Source organism: Cryobacterium sp. TMS1-20-1 (assembly GCF_004402355.1).
In the GTDB taxonomy this organism is placed as follows: domain Bacteria; phylum Actinomycetota; class Actinomycetes; order Actinomycetales; family Microbacteriaceae; genus Cryobacterium; species Cryobacterium levicorallinum.
The window spans coordinates 1-14,619 of the sequence record NZ_SOGF01000057.1 but is presented as its reverse complement, the minus strand read 5'-3'; the positions used below and the strand labels follow the sequence as shown (position 1 = coordinate 14,619).

The window sequence follows — 14,619 nt, the reverse complement described above, 5'->3', positions numbered from 1 at the left end:
TTCAGATGACGTTTACCCGGACCCTGCCCCTGACCGACATTTCTCAAGCGGATGCCTGCTCCTCCCCGCTGGCGCGCGCAGCCATCGCCCCGGACCATGCAGACTCCCTGGCCCGCTCGCTCAAGGCCCTCGCCGACCCCGCCCGACTGCGCATCATCTCGATCGTGGCAGCCCACGCCGACGCCGAGGCCTGTGTCTGCGACCTCACCGACCAGCTCACGCTGAGCCAGCCAACCATCTCGCACCACCTGAAGGTGCTCGTCGACGCAGGTTTTCTCAGCCGGGCCAAGCGAGGAACCTGGTCGTATTACAGCCTGGTACCCGGCTCGCTCGACTCCGTCGCGGGCGTGCTCGCCGCCGTCTGAGGTCGGCCGCCTGATCGCGTCCGGGACCTGAGCCGTCCTGTCAGGCCGCCGTTCGTGCTGATGGCCGGCGCCGGGGCATCCGTTTGTGTCGTGTGTCGTTTTTCGAATTGTTCGGTTTGTTCTGGCCCTATGCGCTCGGCGCAATTGCTGTCAAGCTGACGCCAGGGGAGAGGAGCCACCCGTGAGCACCTATGTGATCGTCGGCGTGATTCCGGGCCAGCCCGACGCCGTTGTGCTGGAGGCCGCTGCCTTTGCGGCCCGGTTTCAGGCCGAGCTGGTCTGCGCCACGGTCGATGCCGGCCGATATTTCGTGGATGAGTTCGCCGATGGCGGCGTTATCTCCCTGCCGGTCGACCCCGACCTTGACGACACCGATGACGACGGATTCAGCGTGGCCCTCCGCGCTCACCTGGCGACCCTGCTCGATGGCAGCAACCTGGTCTGGTCTACCCGGGCGGTGGCGGGCGATCCGGCCCGTGCCCTCGCCCACCTCGCTGACACGCTCGACGCCGCGATGATCGTGGTCGGTACCCGCGAATCCGGCGTGCGGGCCAGCGTGCAGGAGTTCTTCGGCGGCTCCGTGGCCGTACACCTCGCCCACCGGCAGCACCGGCCGGTCGTCGTCGTTCCGCTCGCCCCGGTAGCGTTCCGCGACGAGCTGCCGTGGGAGTCGGAGCGGTAGCCGTCCAGCCGCGCGGTTATCTCGCGCCGCAGCGATTACCTGCCGCAGTCGCCACGTGCCGGAGGCCTACCCGGGCGCAGGCGTGTATTCTGGCCTCGGCGATGGATCCCGCCGGAGCATCCGCTCAAACTGCCCGCGCTGATGGTTCCTACTCATTGCGACGGAACCACACCGGGCAGGACACCATCGACGAAATCACGCCGCGCGCCGCGCATCTGCGCTGGCGCTACCTCGGCCTGGTGTTTCTCGGCGGAACGGCGGGCACCGCCCTGCGCGAAGCTCTCTCGCTCGTGCTTCCTGACGGTCGCCTACCGCTGACCACGCTCGGAATCAACCTACTCGGTGCCCTGTTGCTTGGCCTCCTGCTCGAGGCCCTCGTGCGCAGCGGACATGATGCCGGTGGCCGCCGCAGCCTGCGACTCCTGCTCGGCACCGGTCTGCTCGGCGGCTTCACGACCTACAGTGCGCTGGCGACCGCGAGTGCACTGCTACTCATCGGCGGTGAGATCGGCCTCGCGCTCACCTATGCTCTCGGTACCGTGCTGCTTGGCGGCGTGGCCACCGGGCTCGGCATCGTGCTCGGCGCCGCTCTGCACCGGCATCCGGGGGCGAACGGATGACCCCGCTCCTGTTCCTGGGGATCGCCTGCGCCGGCGGTGTGGGCGCGGCCGCCCGGTTCTACCTCGACGGCCTCGTGCGCTCCCGCCTCGGCGGGGTGTTTCCGTTCGGCACGACCATCATCAACGTGAGCGGCTCGCTGCTGCTTGGCCTCGTCACCGGCCTCGCCCTGAACCACCTGCTCGCGCCGGAGTGGAGCCTCGTGATCGGCGTCGGTCTGCTCGGCGGCTACACGACGTTCAGTACGGCGAGTTTCGAGACCGTGCGACTGGCCCAGCAACGGCGGTATCTCGCGGCGCTGGCCAACGGGATCGGCATGCTCGCGGCATCCGTGGGCGGCGCAGCACTCGGTCTGTGGGCGGGGCTGGCGCTCGGCTGACTCTGCCTCTGGCTCGGGTTCCCGCGAGGCCGGGCCCATGTTGCGAACGGGGGCCCATGATCGATCATGGGCCCGCTTTCCGGGCCCGGGCCCGGAAAAGATTGGGCCTGAAATGGGAGCCCGCAGAATGGGGTACGTGCGCCGCCGCGAGGTGCCATCTTTGGCCCCTTGGATTTCTTGAGGTGCCATCTTTGGCCCCTTGGCCGGAGTTCATGGGGCCAAAGTTGGCACCTCACCAGAGATGACCAGCGTTCAGGGGGCGGAAGGTATCGGCCCGTGGCCGGATCAGCCGTCGGACTCCTCGAAGTAGAGGTGGGCGTGCAGGCGGCAGCCGGGGTTGAATTCGGCCGCGCAGTGCGGGCAGCGCTCGACCTGGCGATACTCGGTGATGCTGAGCTCGCGGTGGCAGGCCCCGCACAGAATCGCGAGCTCCGACCACTCGGACTGTGGCCACCGCCCGGCCGCATGCGGAACGGGTTCGCCCCGCACCGCCTCGTCGTGGCACTGGTAGCACGGGTAATAGCGCCGGCAGCAGGCGAACCTGATCGCCACGATGTCCAGTTCAGAGTGAAAGTGGATGCAGCGGGTCGCCGAATCGAGAACCGCCCCGAACACGGGCGGCGCGGCATCCGTTTTCGCGGATGCTGCGCCGGCATCCGGCGGTCGAACTGCGCTCGCCCTGTTGGCGGGGCTGGCGCTGGGCTGAGAACGTCGGGCCCAGGTTGCGGAGCCGGGCCCATGATCGATCGTGGGCCCGCTTTCCGGGCCCGGGCCCGGTCGATGAATCGGGCCGTACATGCTATTCGCCCGACTCGGCATCAGCGGACGCCTGCTCAGTGACGAAGGCTTCGAAAGTGGCGGCATCGCTGTTGGAGCCCGAATACTTCACGCCATTCACCAGCACCGTCGGGGTTCCCTCGATTGCATCAATGTCGGAGTTGGGAATCGGTCCCTCGAGCGCACGTTGCGTCGAGGCGTCGACCCAGTCGGAGTAGGTCTGATCGGCGATGCAGCGGGCGACCTCGCTGGAGGTCACCCCGGACCCCTCAACTAGGCTGGTCAGCTCGGCATCGGTCAGGCCGGTCGTGTTTTCGGCGGGCTGATCGGCGAACATAGCCGCGTTGAAGTCGAGAAAGTTGTCGGGGGCATAGTTGGCCACGCAGGCAGCCGCGTTTGCGGCGCGGGTGGCGTACTCGGTGCCCGACGACAACCGGTCGAGAATCGAGATCGGGTGAACCTCGACCGTGGCATTTCCGGCGGTGACCCACTCGGTGATCTGCTCGCCGTTGGTGGCCTCGAAATCGCCGCAGATCGGGCACAGGTAATCGACGTACATCACGATGTTGGCCGTGTCGACAAGCGCGCTCTGGTCGGTGGCGATCGGGTCGGCATCCGCTTCGAGAGCTGCTGTCGCGGCGGCGGAAACCGTCGTGCCGTCGCTACCGAGCAGGATGCCGTCGCTGGCCATGTTGGCCGGGCTCGCCGCTGCCGGGGCGGTGACGTTGTTCACGATGACCACGGCGACGATGGCGACCACGGCGAGCAGGCCGATACCGATGCCTCCGCGCAGAAAGAGTCGACGGCGTTTGTCCCGATTGACCTGCTCGGCGCGCATGAGGCGGGCGGTTTCGCGGGCGTCTTCGCGTCGGTCCTTCTTGGGCGGGCGGGCCTGGCCGGAAGTGCTCATGCGGAAGTTCACCATTCGTTTGTCGCTGCTGTTGCCTACGACGTTAGCGGCCCTGCCAAACGGTCTGGTTCCGGGAGCCTGTGAGGCGACTGTGAGAGCCGATTGCATCCCGACCGGTCGAGTCGCCGTCAGACCCGCAGGCCGGTGCAAGCGGATGCTCAGGCTCAGTCGTGTGCCCCAAGCTGATGCGTTTCCAGCCGGAGCAGTTCGATGTTCGCGTCAGAGTTAGGCGCCGCGTTTGGAATCAACGTGCAGCCTGGCCTGGCTCGACCAGGCCGGACTTCCGGAGTCAGACGCCGACCGCGTGCGCCGCGTACTGGGCGCGGATGACCGGGCAAAAGTCGGGCACCGGCTCGGCCGCAATGGCCGCAGCCCAGGTCGGACAGGTGCCGGTCAGAGCCCAGGCCGCCTGCACTGCCCCGCCGTCGGCGACATACTCGCCCGGCGCCGGTACCACGACCGGAGCGGCGAACACCTGGGCGGCGATGGCGCGCACGGCCGGGTTCTGCGCCGCCCCGCCGATCAGCAGAATGCGCCCGACGCTCACGCCCAGCGCCTGCACGGCGTCGAGGCCGTCGGCCAGTCCGCACAACATGCCCTCGATCGCGGCGCGTGCCAGGTTCGGCCGGGTCGTCGACACGAGAGTCATTCCGAAAACGGATGCCGTCGCCTCCGGCAGGTTCGGCGTGCGTTCCCCGGCGAAGTACGGCTGCAGCACGAGGCCTTGTGCCCCCGGCTCGGCTTCTAGGGCGAGGCGCCCCAACTCGTCGTAGTCGACGCCGAGCAGCGCTGCGATGGAGTCGAGAACGCGGGCGGCATTGAGGGTCGCGACCAGGGGCAGGAAGTCTGCGGAAGCCGAGGCGAACCCGGCGACGGAGCCGGAGGCATCCGTTGTGGGCTGATCGGTGACGGCGAACACGGTGCCGCTCGTGCCGATCGAGACGATGACATCGCCGGCGCTCGCGCCGAGGCCGAGGGCGGCACCCGCATTGTCGCCGGCACCCGCGGCAACCACGATGCCGGCGGGGAGCCAGGCGTGGTTGCTGCTGTCGACGAGTCGCGCGGTGACGCCGGCCTGGTCGGCGGCATCCAGCACGCGGGGGAGCACGGCGGCGTGGCCGAGGGCGAGTTCGAACAGGTCAAGGTCGTACTCGCCGGTGCTCGGCGACCAGTACGCGGTGCCGCTCGCGTCGGAACGGTCGGTGGTGAGCTCGGTTAGCACGGGGCCGAGGGGGTTTTCGGCGGCCGGGCCATCGGCGACGACGGAGGTCGCAGCCGGGCCGAAGCCGCGCAGACGCCAGGTGAGCCAGTCGTGCGGCAGGGCTACGGCGGCGACCCGGGCCGCGTTGGCCGGTTCGGCGTCCTGCAGCCAGCGGAGTTTGGTCGCGGTGAAGGACGCGACCGGAACGACTCCGGTGCGGGCGGCGTACTCGGCGGCGCCTACTTCGCGCAGCAGGTCGAGGGCGGCCGGGGCGCTGCGGGTGTCATTCCAGAGCAGCGCCGGGCGAATGACTTCGCCGTCGACGTCGAGCACGACCATGCCGTGCTGCTGCGCCCCGATCGAGATGGCGGCGACGTCGTCGAGGCCGCCGGCGTCAGCGACGGCCTCCTGCAGGGCGTCCCACCATACGGCGGGGTCGACCTCGGTGCCTTCGGGGTGGCTGGCCCGACCGGACCGCACCAGCGCTCCGGTGTCGGCGTCACGAATGACGACCTTGCAACTCTGTGTCGACGAATCGACTCCGGCAACCAGTGTCATGACATGTCCGTTCGTAGGTGGGGCGGCACAATTCACACAAAAATATCGGATGAGCGCGCCCGATGTGGGTAGCCGCTACGGTAACGGGCGTAGCGCGCACCGATATCGGGTGCGGCCACGAGGCGTGGGTGCCGCGCGCATCGCAAATAGCGACCCTTGGCCCCGGAGCATCCGCTCGCGGGGCCAAGTGTGAGTAATGCGGAGTGATGCAGGGGCTAGCGGGCGCCGAGCAGGTGTTCGAGGGCGAGTTGCTGCAGGTGCACGAAGCCGAAGCCCTTGCCGCCGAAGTACGCGTCGGTGTCGAAGTCCTCGTAGGAGCCGCGGTCGGCCAGCAGATCGTCGTAGCTTTCGCCGACGGCGAGGGTGTTGTTCGACAGGTCAGGCACCTTCGACGCGGCGAGGGCCGCCTGCACCTCGGGGTCGGCGCGGAAGGCGGCGGCCCGCTGCTTGAGCAGCAGATAGGTGCGCATGTTGGCCGCGGCGCTGGTCCACACCCCGGTGACGTCTTCCGTGCGTGAAGGCTTGTAGTCGAAGTGACGCGGCCCGGTGTAGGTCTGGCCGCCGTTCGGGCCACCGTTTTCGAGCAGGTCGACGAGGGCGAACGCGTTCTGCAGATCGCCGTGGCCGAAGACCAGGTCCTGGTCGTACTTGATGCCGCGTTGACCGTTCAGGTCGATGTGGAACAGCTTGCCCTGGTACAGCGCCTGGGCGATGCCGGCGGCGAAGTTGAGGCCGGCCATCTGCTCGTGCCCGACTTCGGGGTTCACTCCGACCATTTCGGGCCGCTCAAGCGTTTCGATGAAGGCCATCGCGTGGCCGACGGTCGGCAGCAGAATATCGCCGCGGGGTTCGTTGGGCTTGGGCTCAATGGCAAAGCGGATGTCGTAGCCCTTGTCGGTGACGTAGTCGCCGAGCAGGTTGACGGCCTCACGGTAACGCTCGAGCGCCGAACGGATGTCCTTGGCCGCGTCATACTCGGCGCCCTCGCGGCCGCCCCACATGACGAACGTCTGGGCACCGAGCTCGGCGGCGAGGTCGATATTGCGCAAAACCTTGCGGAGCGCGAACCGGCGCACGGCCCGGTCGTTCGAGGTGAACCCGCCGTCTTTGAAGACCGGAGCGCTGAACAGGTTGGTGGTGACCATCGGAACGATCAGGCCGGTGTCGGCGAGGGCCTGCTTGAGGCGGTCGATCTGCTGCTGGCGGGCGGCATCCGTTGAACCGAAGTCGAACAGGTCATCATCGTGGAAGGTGAGGCCGTAGGCGCCGAGCTCGGCCAGGTTGGTGACGGCGTCGACCACGTCGAGCTTGGGCCGGGTGGGGCCGCCGAACGGGTCGCTGCCGTTGTAGCCGACGGTCCACAGGCCGAAGGAGAACTTGTCGTCGCGGGTGGGGGTCAGGCTCACGGTCATGTCACTACTTCCATTTCAGCTGCATTGGTGATTTGTTGATTACTCAAACATATATCAGGAATGAATGCAATTGTGCGGTCACTTGAGGAAGTTGGCCATTTGACTCCGGCCAGAACTATTCAGCAGTTTAAGTACCCCCGTTTGGGGGAAAGACTGCGTGACTTGGTAACAAATCCCTCTCGATTGCTCGCAATTCGGCCCAAAAATAAAAAAACAGTTGGCAAACGACGAAGAAATTAGATATGTTCTCTCCGTGAACAAAGTCGTCCGCGACGATTTTCAACTCGCCCGATCAGGCAGATTCGCCCGGTCGATTTCAGCACCACATTTTCACCCATGCACAGGATTCCGCATGCTTGACGGCGTGAATCCACGCTTCACATCACCCTTACCGCGGTGACATACCGTAATGCCCTTCGTGGCGGTCTCGCGGAATGTCCACCGTTTGAGCAGTCGTCGGTTCGCCGCCCCTGCGCCTGGCAGCATTCAGAGAGGAAAGCACCAATGATGACCCTAACCAAGAGGATCCTCGCCCTAGCGGCGACCGGAGCCGTAGCCCTGTCCCTCGCGGCGTGTGCCGACACGAGCACGACCGCCGGAGGCGATGGCGCAGCAGCCAGCGCCGACTGCAACGTCGGAATTTCAATGCCGACCCGCAGCCTCGAGCGCTGGATCAATGACGGCGAGCAGCTCAAGTCGCTGCTCGAAGACGCTGGTTGCACCGCTGACCTGCAGTACGCCGACAACAAGACCGACCTGCAGATCAGCCAGATTCAGAACCAGGTCGCCGGCGGCGCCAAGATTCTCGTCGTCGCAGCAGTGGATGGAAAAGTACTCGCCCCTGTGCTCGCCGAGGCCGCCGGCCAGGACGCCAAGGTCATCGCCTATGACCGTCTGATCAACGGCACCGAGAACGTCGATTACTACGCGACGTTCGACAACTACAAGGTCGGCACCCTGCAGGGCCAGTACATCGAAGAGCAGCTCGGCCTCGCCGACGGCGCCGGCCCGTTCAACCTCGAGCCCTTCGCCGGCAGCCCGGACGACAACAACGCCAAGTTCTTCTTCTCCGGCGCCTGGGACGTTCTGCTGCCCTACGTCGAGAGCGGCCAGCTGGTCGTTCCGAGCGGTAAGTCGCCGTCCTCCAACGACGACTGGGCTTCCATTGGAATCCAAGGCTGGATCTCGGCCTCAGCGCAGTCCGAAATGGACAACCGCCTGTCGTCGTTCTATTCCGGCTCTGAAAAAGTTGACGTTGTGCTCTCGCCCAACGACAGCCTCGCCATCGGCATCATCGCTTCTCTGAAGAGCGCCGGCTACACGCCGGGCGAGAGCTACCCGATCATCACCGGCCAGGACGCCGACAAGGCCAACGTGCTCGCCGTTCTTGACGGCGAGCAGTCCATGACCGTGTGGAAGGACACCCGCACGCTCGGCAAGCAGGTCTTCGACATGATCCAGCAGATCGCGGCTGGCGAAGATGTCACCGTCAACGACACGAAGACCTACGACAACGGCGAAAAGGTCGTTCCGTCGTTCCTGCTCGACCCCGAGGTCGTCGTGAAAGATGATGTGCAGACCAAGCTCATCGACTCCGGCTTCACCAAGGCAGCGGACGTCGGACTCTAACGAGTCTCCGTCGGTCGGCCCCGCGTGAGCGGGGCCGACCTTTCTGCCCATCACTGGGCTTCAACGCAACACACAATTATGATCAGGAGGCTGCCCTTGGAGCACACGACCATCCTCAGGATGCACAACATCGTGAAGGATTTCAGCGGCGTTAAGGCACTCGACGGTGTGTCCATCGACGTCGTTCGCGGTGAAGTACACGCCGTCTGCGGCGAGAACGGCGCCGGTAAATCAACACTGATGAAGGTGCTCAGCGGTGTGTATCCCTCCGGCAGCTTCGAGGGCACCATCGAGTTCGAGGGCAAACCGGTCGCCTACAAGACGATCAATGACAGCGAGGCCGACGGCATCGTCATCATCCACCAGGAACTCGCGCTGAGCCCCTACCTATCGATCGCCGAAAACATCTTTCTCGGCAATGAGAACTCCAGACGTGGCGTCATCGACTGGAATAAGACCAACCGCGAAGCCGCCCTGCTGCTCGCTCGGGTCGGCCTCGCCGAAAACCCGGCCACCAAGGTGCTCGAACTCGGCGTCGGCAAGCAGCAGCTGGTCGAGATCGCCAAGGCGCTCTCCAAGCAGGTCAAGCTGCTCATTCTCGACGAGCCGACCGCAGCCCTCAACGACGAGGACTCTGCGCACCTGCTCGGCCTGATTGAACACCTGCGTGGCCAGGGCATTACCTGCATCATCATCAGCCACAAGCTGAAAGAGATTAAGCGCATCGCCGACACGGTCACCGTCATTCGTGATGGTAAGACCATTGAGACCATCAAAATGGATGGCCCGGACGCAACCGAGGCCAGGATCATCCGCTCTATGGTGGGTCGCGAACTCAACAACCTGTTTCCGCCGCGCGAACCCAAGATCGGCACCGAGGTTCTGCGCGTCGAAGACTGGACCGTTTACCATCCGGTGGACACCAGCCGCAAGGTCGTCGACGCTGCCTCGTTTACCGTCAAGGCCGGCGAGATCGTCGGTTTCGCCGGGCTGATGGGAGCCGGACGCACCGAACTCGCCATGAGTATCTTCGGCCGCTCTTACGGCACCAAGATTTCCGGCAGGATCTTCAAAAACGGCGACGAAATTCAGCTGCGCACGGTAGACGAGGCGATCAAGCACGGCTTCGCCTATGCCACCGAAGACCGCAAGCTGTATGGTCTCAACCTTATCGGCGACATCACCGTGAATGTCTCGGCTGCCGCACTCGCCAAGCTCGCCAGGTGGGGCGTCATTGATCGGCACCGCGAGTACAAGGTCGCCAACTCCTACCGCGAGAAAATGAACATCAAGGCGCCGAGCGTCTCGTCGATCACCGGCAAGCTCTCCGGCGGTAACCAGCAGAAGGTCGTGCTGTCGAAGTGGATCTTCGCCGGCCCCGACATCCTCATTCTCGACGAACCGACCCGCGGCATCGACGTCGGCGCCAAATACGAGATCTACGGAATCATCAACGAGCTGGCAGCGCAGGGCAAAGCCGTCGTCGTGATCTCCTCCGAGCTGCCAGAACTCATCGGCCTTTCCGACCGCATCTACGTCATTTCAGAGGGCAAGCTCACCGGTGAAGTTGCCGCAGCGAATGCCTCCCAAGAAACACTCATGCACTACATGACCGCGGGAAAGGACTGACCCCGATGAGCACGACAACCCCCGTGAAGCGATCCAAGCCTAAGTTCGCGGTCAACCTCAGACAGTACGGAATTCTCGCCGCCCTGGCGATTATTATCGTGCTGTTCCAGATTCTTACGCACGGACGACTGCTACTTCCCGGCAACGTGAACAACCTGATTCAGCAGAACGCCTACGTGCTGATTCTCGCCATCGGCATGGTCATCGTAATCATCGCCGGCCACATCGACCTGTCGGTCGGTTCAGTCGTTGCGATGGTCGGCGCCGTAACCGCGATCAGCATGGGAAGTTGGGGGCTGCCGTGGTGGGCAGCCGTGATCATCGCGCTGCTCGTCGGTGCGCTGGTCGGTGCCTGGCAGGGCTTTTGGGTGGCGTTCGTCGGTATCCCCGCGTTCATCGTCACGCTCGCCGGCATGCTGATTTTTCGCGGGCTCACCCTGGTGCTGCTCACCGGTGGCACCATTAGTGGGCTCCCCTCCGAATTCACCGCCATCGGCGCCGGCTGGCTTCCCGCCTGGCTCGGGGAGGTCGGCGGCCGGGATCTGCTCACCATGGCACTGGGCGTGCTGACCGCGCTCGCCCTGATCGTGCAGCAGCTGCGCACCCGCGCCACGCTTCGCAAACTCGACCTGCCGCGCGAACCGATCGTGAGCTTGTGGATCAAGAACGGCATCGCCGCCGTGGCCATTATCTGGTTCGCCTGGCTGCTCTCGGGTTATAGTGGCACCCCGATCATTCTGATCATGCTCGCCGTGCTCATTCTCGGCTACACCTTTCTGCTGAACCAGACCGTGTTCGGCCGTCACGTCTATGCCATGGGCGGCAACCTATTCGCCGCCAAGATGAGTGGCGTCAAGACCAAGTGGGTCGACTTCTTTATCTTCGTCAACATGGGCGTGCTCGCGGGGCTGGCGGGCATAGTCTCGACTTCCCGCGCCGGCGGCGCCGTGGCTTCGGCCGGGCAGAACTACGAGCTCGACGCCATCGCCGCCGTCTTCATTGGTGGCGCAGCGGTGACCGGTGGTGTCGGCACGGTGATCGGCGCAGTCATCGGCGCCCTCGTGATGGGTGTGCTCAACATGGGGCTGTCGATTCTGTCGGTGGATGCCGCCTGGCAAATGACCATTAAAGGTCTCGTGCTGCTCCTCGCCGTGGCCTTCGATATCTTCAACAAGCGTCGGGCCGGCGGCCGCTAGCTCCGCTCGAAGCCTGCGGTATTCTGTCGGGTATAACTGAACCCGAGAGGTGGAAAATCGTGACCAAATTGGCGCTGCCCACACTGACCTCGCGCGGCGGTTCGAGCAATGACCAGTTGCGCCGGTTCAACCTGTCGATGATTCTCACCATGATTCATCATTCAAGCGGATGCTCGCGCGCCGAGTTGACGCGTCGCACCGGCCTGAACCGCTCGACCATCTCGGCCCTCGTGGCCGAGCTGGTTGAGCTCGGCCTGGCGTTCGAGGGCGAGCCCGAAGACGTACCCGGCCGGGTCGGCCGGCCCAGCCTGCAGGTGTTCCCGAGCCTGAAGATTGCCGCCATCGCGGTGAGTCCCGACGTTGACGCGATCACCGTCGGGCTCGTGGGGCTCGGCGGTGAGGTGATTCGTCGCATCCGCTTTGATACGGCCCGGGTTCCGACCGTGTTCGAAACAGTGAACGCGGTCAAGGCCATCGTCGACGGGATGCGCGGCGAGATCGAGAATAACTACGAGATCTCCGGGGTCGGCGTGGCCGTACCCGGCCTGGTCGATACGGTCGACGGGCGCGTGCTGATCGCTCCGCACCTCGGCTGGCGCGATAGTGCCATCACCACGGCCCTCGCCAAGGCCCTGCACTACCCCGTGTTCGCCGGTAACGACGCGGGCCTCGGCGCCATCGCCGAGAGTCTGTTCGGGGCGGCTCGCGGCACGACCGACCTGGTCTACCTCAACGGCGCGTCGAACGGCATCGGCGGTGGTCTCATCATTGGCGGCAGCCCGCTGCGGGGCACGAGCGGGTATGCCGGCGAACTCGGCCACACGCTGGTCAACTCGGCGGGCGTGCGCTGCCATTGCGGGCGGATCGGCTGCCTCGAAACCGAGGTAAGCATGCCGCGACTGCTTAAGGTGCTCAGACTGCAGCGGGTCGACCAGGACGAACTCGACATCGCCCTCGGGGTCTCGCGCGACCCGGCAGTGCTGCGCGAGGTAGCCAGACAGATTGACTTTCTGTCGGTGGCCATTTCGAACTTTGTGAACATGTTCGACCCGGAGATGGTCGTGCTCGGCGGTTTTCTGGGATCGCTGCTGTCGGTCGGCCGGGAGCGTCTGGCCGAAGCGGTGAGCGTGAGCTCGATTGGAAGCCTCGGGCACGCGGTGCTGCTCGAACGGGCCCAGCTACGCTCGCGGCTCATGATGGTCGGGGCGGCCGAGCTCGCCTTTGCCGGACTGCTTGATGACCCGGCCGGTTGCGTGCGGGACCGCCCCCGTTTTGGTATGTTGTTATAAACACCAAATATCGTGAGGCGGTCCGAATGAACCAGAGTGAACGCAATTGGGCCGGCAACTACCGCTATGTGGCACCGATCGTGCACCCAACCAGCGTTGAGCAGATGCAACAGATCGTCGCCGCAGCCACCAGGGTACGCGCCCTGGGTTCGCGTCACTCCTTTAATGCCATCGCCGATTCGGCCGGAACGCTCGTCGCGCTTGACGGGTTCGACGACTCGATTCGCATCGACCCGGTCGCGCTGAGCGTCGAGGTCTCGGGCGGCACGACCTATGGCACCCTCGCCGTGGAGCTGCAACGCCAGGGGTATGCCCTGCACAACCTCGCCTCGCTGCCGCACATCAGCGTCGCCGGTGCGATCGCGACCGGAACCCACGGCTCCGGCGACCAGAACGGCAGCCTCGCCACCGCGGTGTCGGCCCTCGAGATCGTCACGGCCTCGGGCGAGCTGCTGCGGGTCGACCGGTCGACGCCCGACTTCGCCGGCATGGTGGTGGGGCTCGGCGCCCTCGGCATCGTCACCCGAGTCACGCTCGATATTCAGCCGAGCTTTGACGTGCGGCAGTTCGTCTACGAAAACCTGCCCTGGAGTGACGTGCTGCACGATTTCGACGCCGTCATGGGGAGCGCCTACAGCGTGAGTCTGTTCACCGACTGGCAGGGAGAGACGGTACAGCAGGCCTGGGTGAAGAGCCGCGGAACTGACTTCGCCGGCGGCCCGGAGTTCTTCGGGGGGACGGCGGCGACCGAGGGCAGGCATCCGCTGCCCGGAATTTCTGCGATCAACTGCACCGAACAACTCGGCGTAGCCGGGCCGTGGTCGGAGCGGCTCGCGCACTTTCGCCTGGCGTTCACGCCGAGCGACGGCGACGAGTTGCAGAGCGAATACCACGTGCCGCGGGAGTACGCCGTCGCCGCGATCGAGGCCATGCGGGCGCTGTCTTCGCGCATCGCGCCACTACTGCTGGTGAGCGAGATTCGCAGCATCGCCGCCGACGACCTCTGGCTCAGCCCGAGCTTCGAGCGTGCGGGCGTTGCCCTGCACTTCACCTGGAAGCCCGATCAGGCCGCCGTCGAGGCGTTGCTGCCCGCCCTCGAAGCCGCGCTCGCCCCCTTCGTGGTGCGGCCGCACTGGGGCAAGCTCTTTCAAGCGGATGTCGCAACCCTCGCGACCGCCTATCCCTGGCTCGGGCATTTTCGGGCCCTGGCCGATCGGCTCGATCCGGCCGGCAAGTTTCGGAACGCGTTTCTGGAGCACACGGTGTTCTGTGTAACGGCACGGGTCTAGTCGTTACCCTCTCGCTATGGTACTATTTCTCGTACCAGTCAGACGCCCGAGCCGGAGGAAAAACGATGACCACGATTACCGCCAGCGATGCCCGCAAATCGTTGTTTCCTCTGTTGGGCCAAGTCAACGACGATCACACGGCCGTCACGATCACGTCCAAGGCTGGAAACGGAGTTCTCATCTCGGAAGAGGACTACGAAGCCTGGCAGACGAGTTTGTACCTGTTTTCCACCCCGGCGAATGCACGACGCCTCGCCGACGCGATCGAACGTTCTGAGCAGGGCAACTACGCGCCCCACGACCTCGACCGGTCGTGAGGCTAGTCTTTGACCTGGCCGGGTGGGACGACTACCAATGGTGGCAGGTTAACGACCGTCGGGTTCTCAAACGAATCAACACCCTTATCGATGATGCGATGCGTACTCCTGCAGACGGTCGCGGTCAGCCGGAACGACTTAAGCATCGCGCCAGCGACGTCTGGTCCCGACGGATCAACCAAGAGCACCGCCTCGTTTATCGAATCGTGGGCAATGACTTGGTGATCCTGCAGGCACGGTTCCACTACGACGATTGATCTCTAGGAGCGTGAGTCAGTAACGCCTATTTCGGCTTGATGCCGCGGAATACGGGTCCATGTCTCGGCGTGGGTTGGGTGTTGCTGGCGCGGTAGCCAATGGGGGAATTG

Annotated in this window: 15 protein-coding genes and 1 riboswitch; of the genes, 11 read left to right on the top strand and 4 right to left on the bottom strand. The window is 65.0% G+C overall.

The annotated features are described in order from the left end of the window. The first annotated feature begins 5 nt into the window (after positions 1 to 5). The 4 genes from E3O45_RS14505 to crcB all read left to right on the top strand — a co-directional run bounded on the left by E3O45_RS14505 (position 6) and on the right by crcB (position 2,044). Positions 6 to 365 (top strand): helix-turn-helix transcriptional regulator, encoded by a 360-nt coding sequence (locus E3O45_RS14505; RefSeq protein WP_092448311.1) that lies wholly within the window; start codon positions 6 to 8, stop codon positions 363 to 365. Positions 366 to 546: 181 nt separating this feature from the next. After that, positions 547 to 1,047: a universal stress protein gene (locus tag E3O45_RS14500; RefSeq protein ID WP_134444046.1), complete on the top strand. Its 501-nt coding sequence runs from the start codon at positions 547 to 549 to the stop codon at positions 1,045 to 1,047. Between the two features lie 88 nt (positions 1,048 to 1,135). Then, positions 1,136 to 1,205, top strand: a riboswitch (Fluoride riboswitch). Beyond that, positions 1,203 to 1,667 (top strand): CrcB family protein, encoded by a 465-nt coding sequence (locus tag E3O45_RS14495; protein ID WP_241980675.1) that lies wholly within the window; start codon positions 1,203 to 1,205, stop codon positions 1,665 to 1,667. Its footprint overlaps the riboswitch before it by 3 nt. Next, complete coding sequence (gene crcB, locus E3O45_RS14490; protein WP_134444044.1) at positions 1,664 to 2,044, top strand: fluoride efflux transporter CrcB; 381 nt, start codon at positions 1,664 to 1,666, stop codon at positions 2,042 to 2,044. The genes E3O45_RS14495 and crcB overlap by 4 nt, the downstream gene beginning before the upstream one ends. Positions 2,045 to 2,329: 285 nt before the next feature. Here crcB and E3O45_RS14485 read toward each other — a convergent pair whose 3' ends face one another. The 4 genes from E3O45_RS14485 to xylA form a co-directional block, all read right to left on the bottom strand. Next, complete coding sequence (locus tag E3O45_RS14485; RefSeq protein WP_134444042.1) at positions 2,330 to 2,842, bottom strand: CHY zinc finger protein; 513 nt, start codon at positions 2,840 to 2,842, stop codon at positions 2,330 to 2,332. 1 nt (position 2,843) lies between these two features. After that, positions 2,844 to 3,731: a thioredoxin domain-containing protein gene (locus tag E3O45_RS14480; RefSeq protein ID WP_241985377.1), complete on the bottom strand. Its 888-nt coding sequence runs from the start codon at positions 3,729 to 3,731 to the stop codon at positions 2,844 to 2,846. A 289-nt stretch (positions 3,732 to 4,020) separates the two neighbouring features. Beyond that, positions 4,021 to 5,490, bottom strand: coding sequence for a xylulokinase (locus E3O45_RS14475; protein ID WP_134444038.1), 1,470 nt, complete (start codon positions 5,488 to 5,490; stop codon positions 4,021 to 4,023). A 215-nt stretch (positions 5,491 to 5,705) separates the two neighbouring features. After that, the gene (xylA, locus tag E3O45_RS14470) at positions 5,706 to 6,902 is read right to left on the bottom strand and encodes a xylose isomerase (protein ID WP_134444037.1); all 1,197 of its coding nucleotides are present in this window, start codon (positions 6,900 to 6,902) and stop codon (positions 5,706 to 5,708) included. Positions 6,903 to 7,409: 507 nt separating this feature from the next. On the opposite strand from xylA, the gene chvE reads away from it, so the two are divergent. The 7 genes from chvE to E3O45_RS14435 all read left to right on the top strand — a co-directional run bounded on the left by chvE (position 7,410) and on the right by E3O45_RS14435 (position 14,508). Then, positions 7,410 to 8,531, top strand: coding sequence for a multiple monosaccharide ABC transporter substrate-binding protein (chvE, locus tag E3O45_RS14465; protein WP_134444240.1), 1,122 nt, complete (start codon positions 7,410 to 7,412; stop codon positions 8,529 to 8,531). A 78-nt stretch (positions 8,532 to 8,609) separates the two neighbouring features. After that, positions 8,610 to 10,160 carry a multiple monosaccharide ABC transporter ATP-binding protein gene (gene mmsA / locus E3O45_RS14460; RefSeq protein WP_134444035.1) on the top strand — a complete coding sequence of 517 codons (1,551 nt, stop codon included), beginning with the start codon at positions 8,610 to 8,612 and terminating at the stop codon, positions 10,158 to 10,160. Between the two features lie 5 nt (positions 10,161 to 10,165). Beyond that, positions 10,166 to 11,356 carry a multiple monosaccharide ABC transporter permease gene (mmsB, locus tag E3O45_RS14455; RefSeq protein ID WP_134444034.1) on the top strand — a complete coding sequence of 397 codons (1,191 nt, stop codon included), beginning with the start codon at positions 10,166 to 10,168 and terminating at the stop codon, positions 11,354 to 11,356. 59 nt (positions 11,357 to 11,415) lie between these two features. After that, positions 11,416 to 12,645: an ROK family transcriptional regulator gene (locus E3O45_RS14450; RefSeq protein WP_241985376.1), complete on the top strand. Its 1,230-nt coding sequence runs from the start codon at positions 11,416 to 11,418 to the stop codon at positions 12,643 to 12,645. 26 nt (positions 12,646 to 12,671) lie between these two features. Then, entirely contained in the window at positions 12,672 to 13,934 is a 1,263-nt protein-coding gene (locus E3O45_RS14445; protein WP_134444033.1) for an FAD-binding protein, read from the top strand. 65 nt (positions 13,935 to 13,999) lie between these two features. Further along, a complete protein-coding gene (locus E3O45_RS14440; protein ID WP_134444031.1) occupies positions 14,000 to 14,251 on the top strand; it encodes a type II toxin-antitoxin system Phd/YefM family antitoxin in 252 nt (83 codons plus the stop codon). Further along, on the top strand, positions 14,248 to 14,508 hold the full coding sequence (locus E3O45_RS14435; protein WP_134444030.1) for a Txe/YoeB family addiction module toxin: 261 nt from the start codon (positions 14,248 to 14,250) through the stop codon (positions 14,506 to 14,508). Before E3O45_RS14440 ends, E3O45_RS14435 begins: the two co-directional genes overlap by 4 nt. The last annotated feature ends 111 nt before the right edge of the window (positions 14,509 to 14,619 follow it).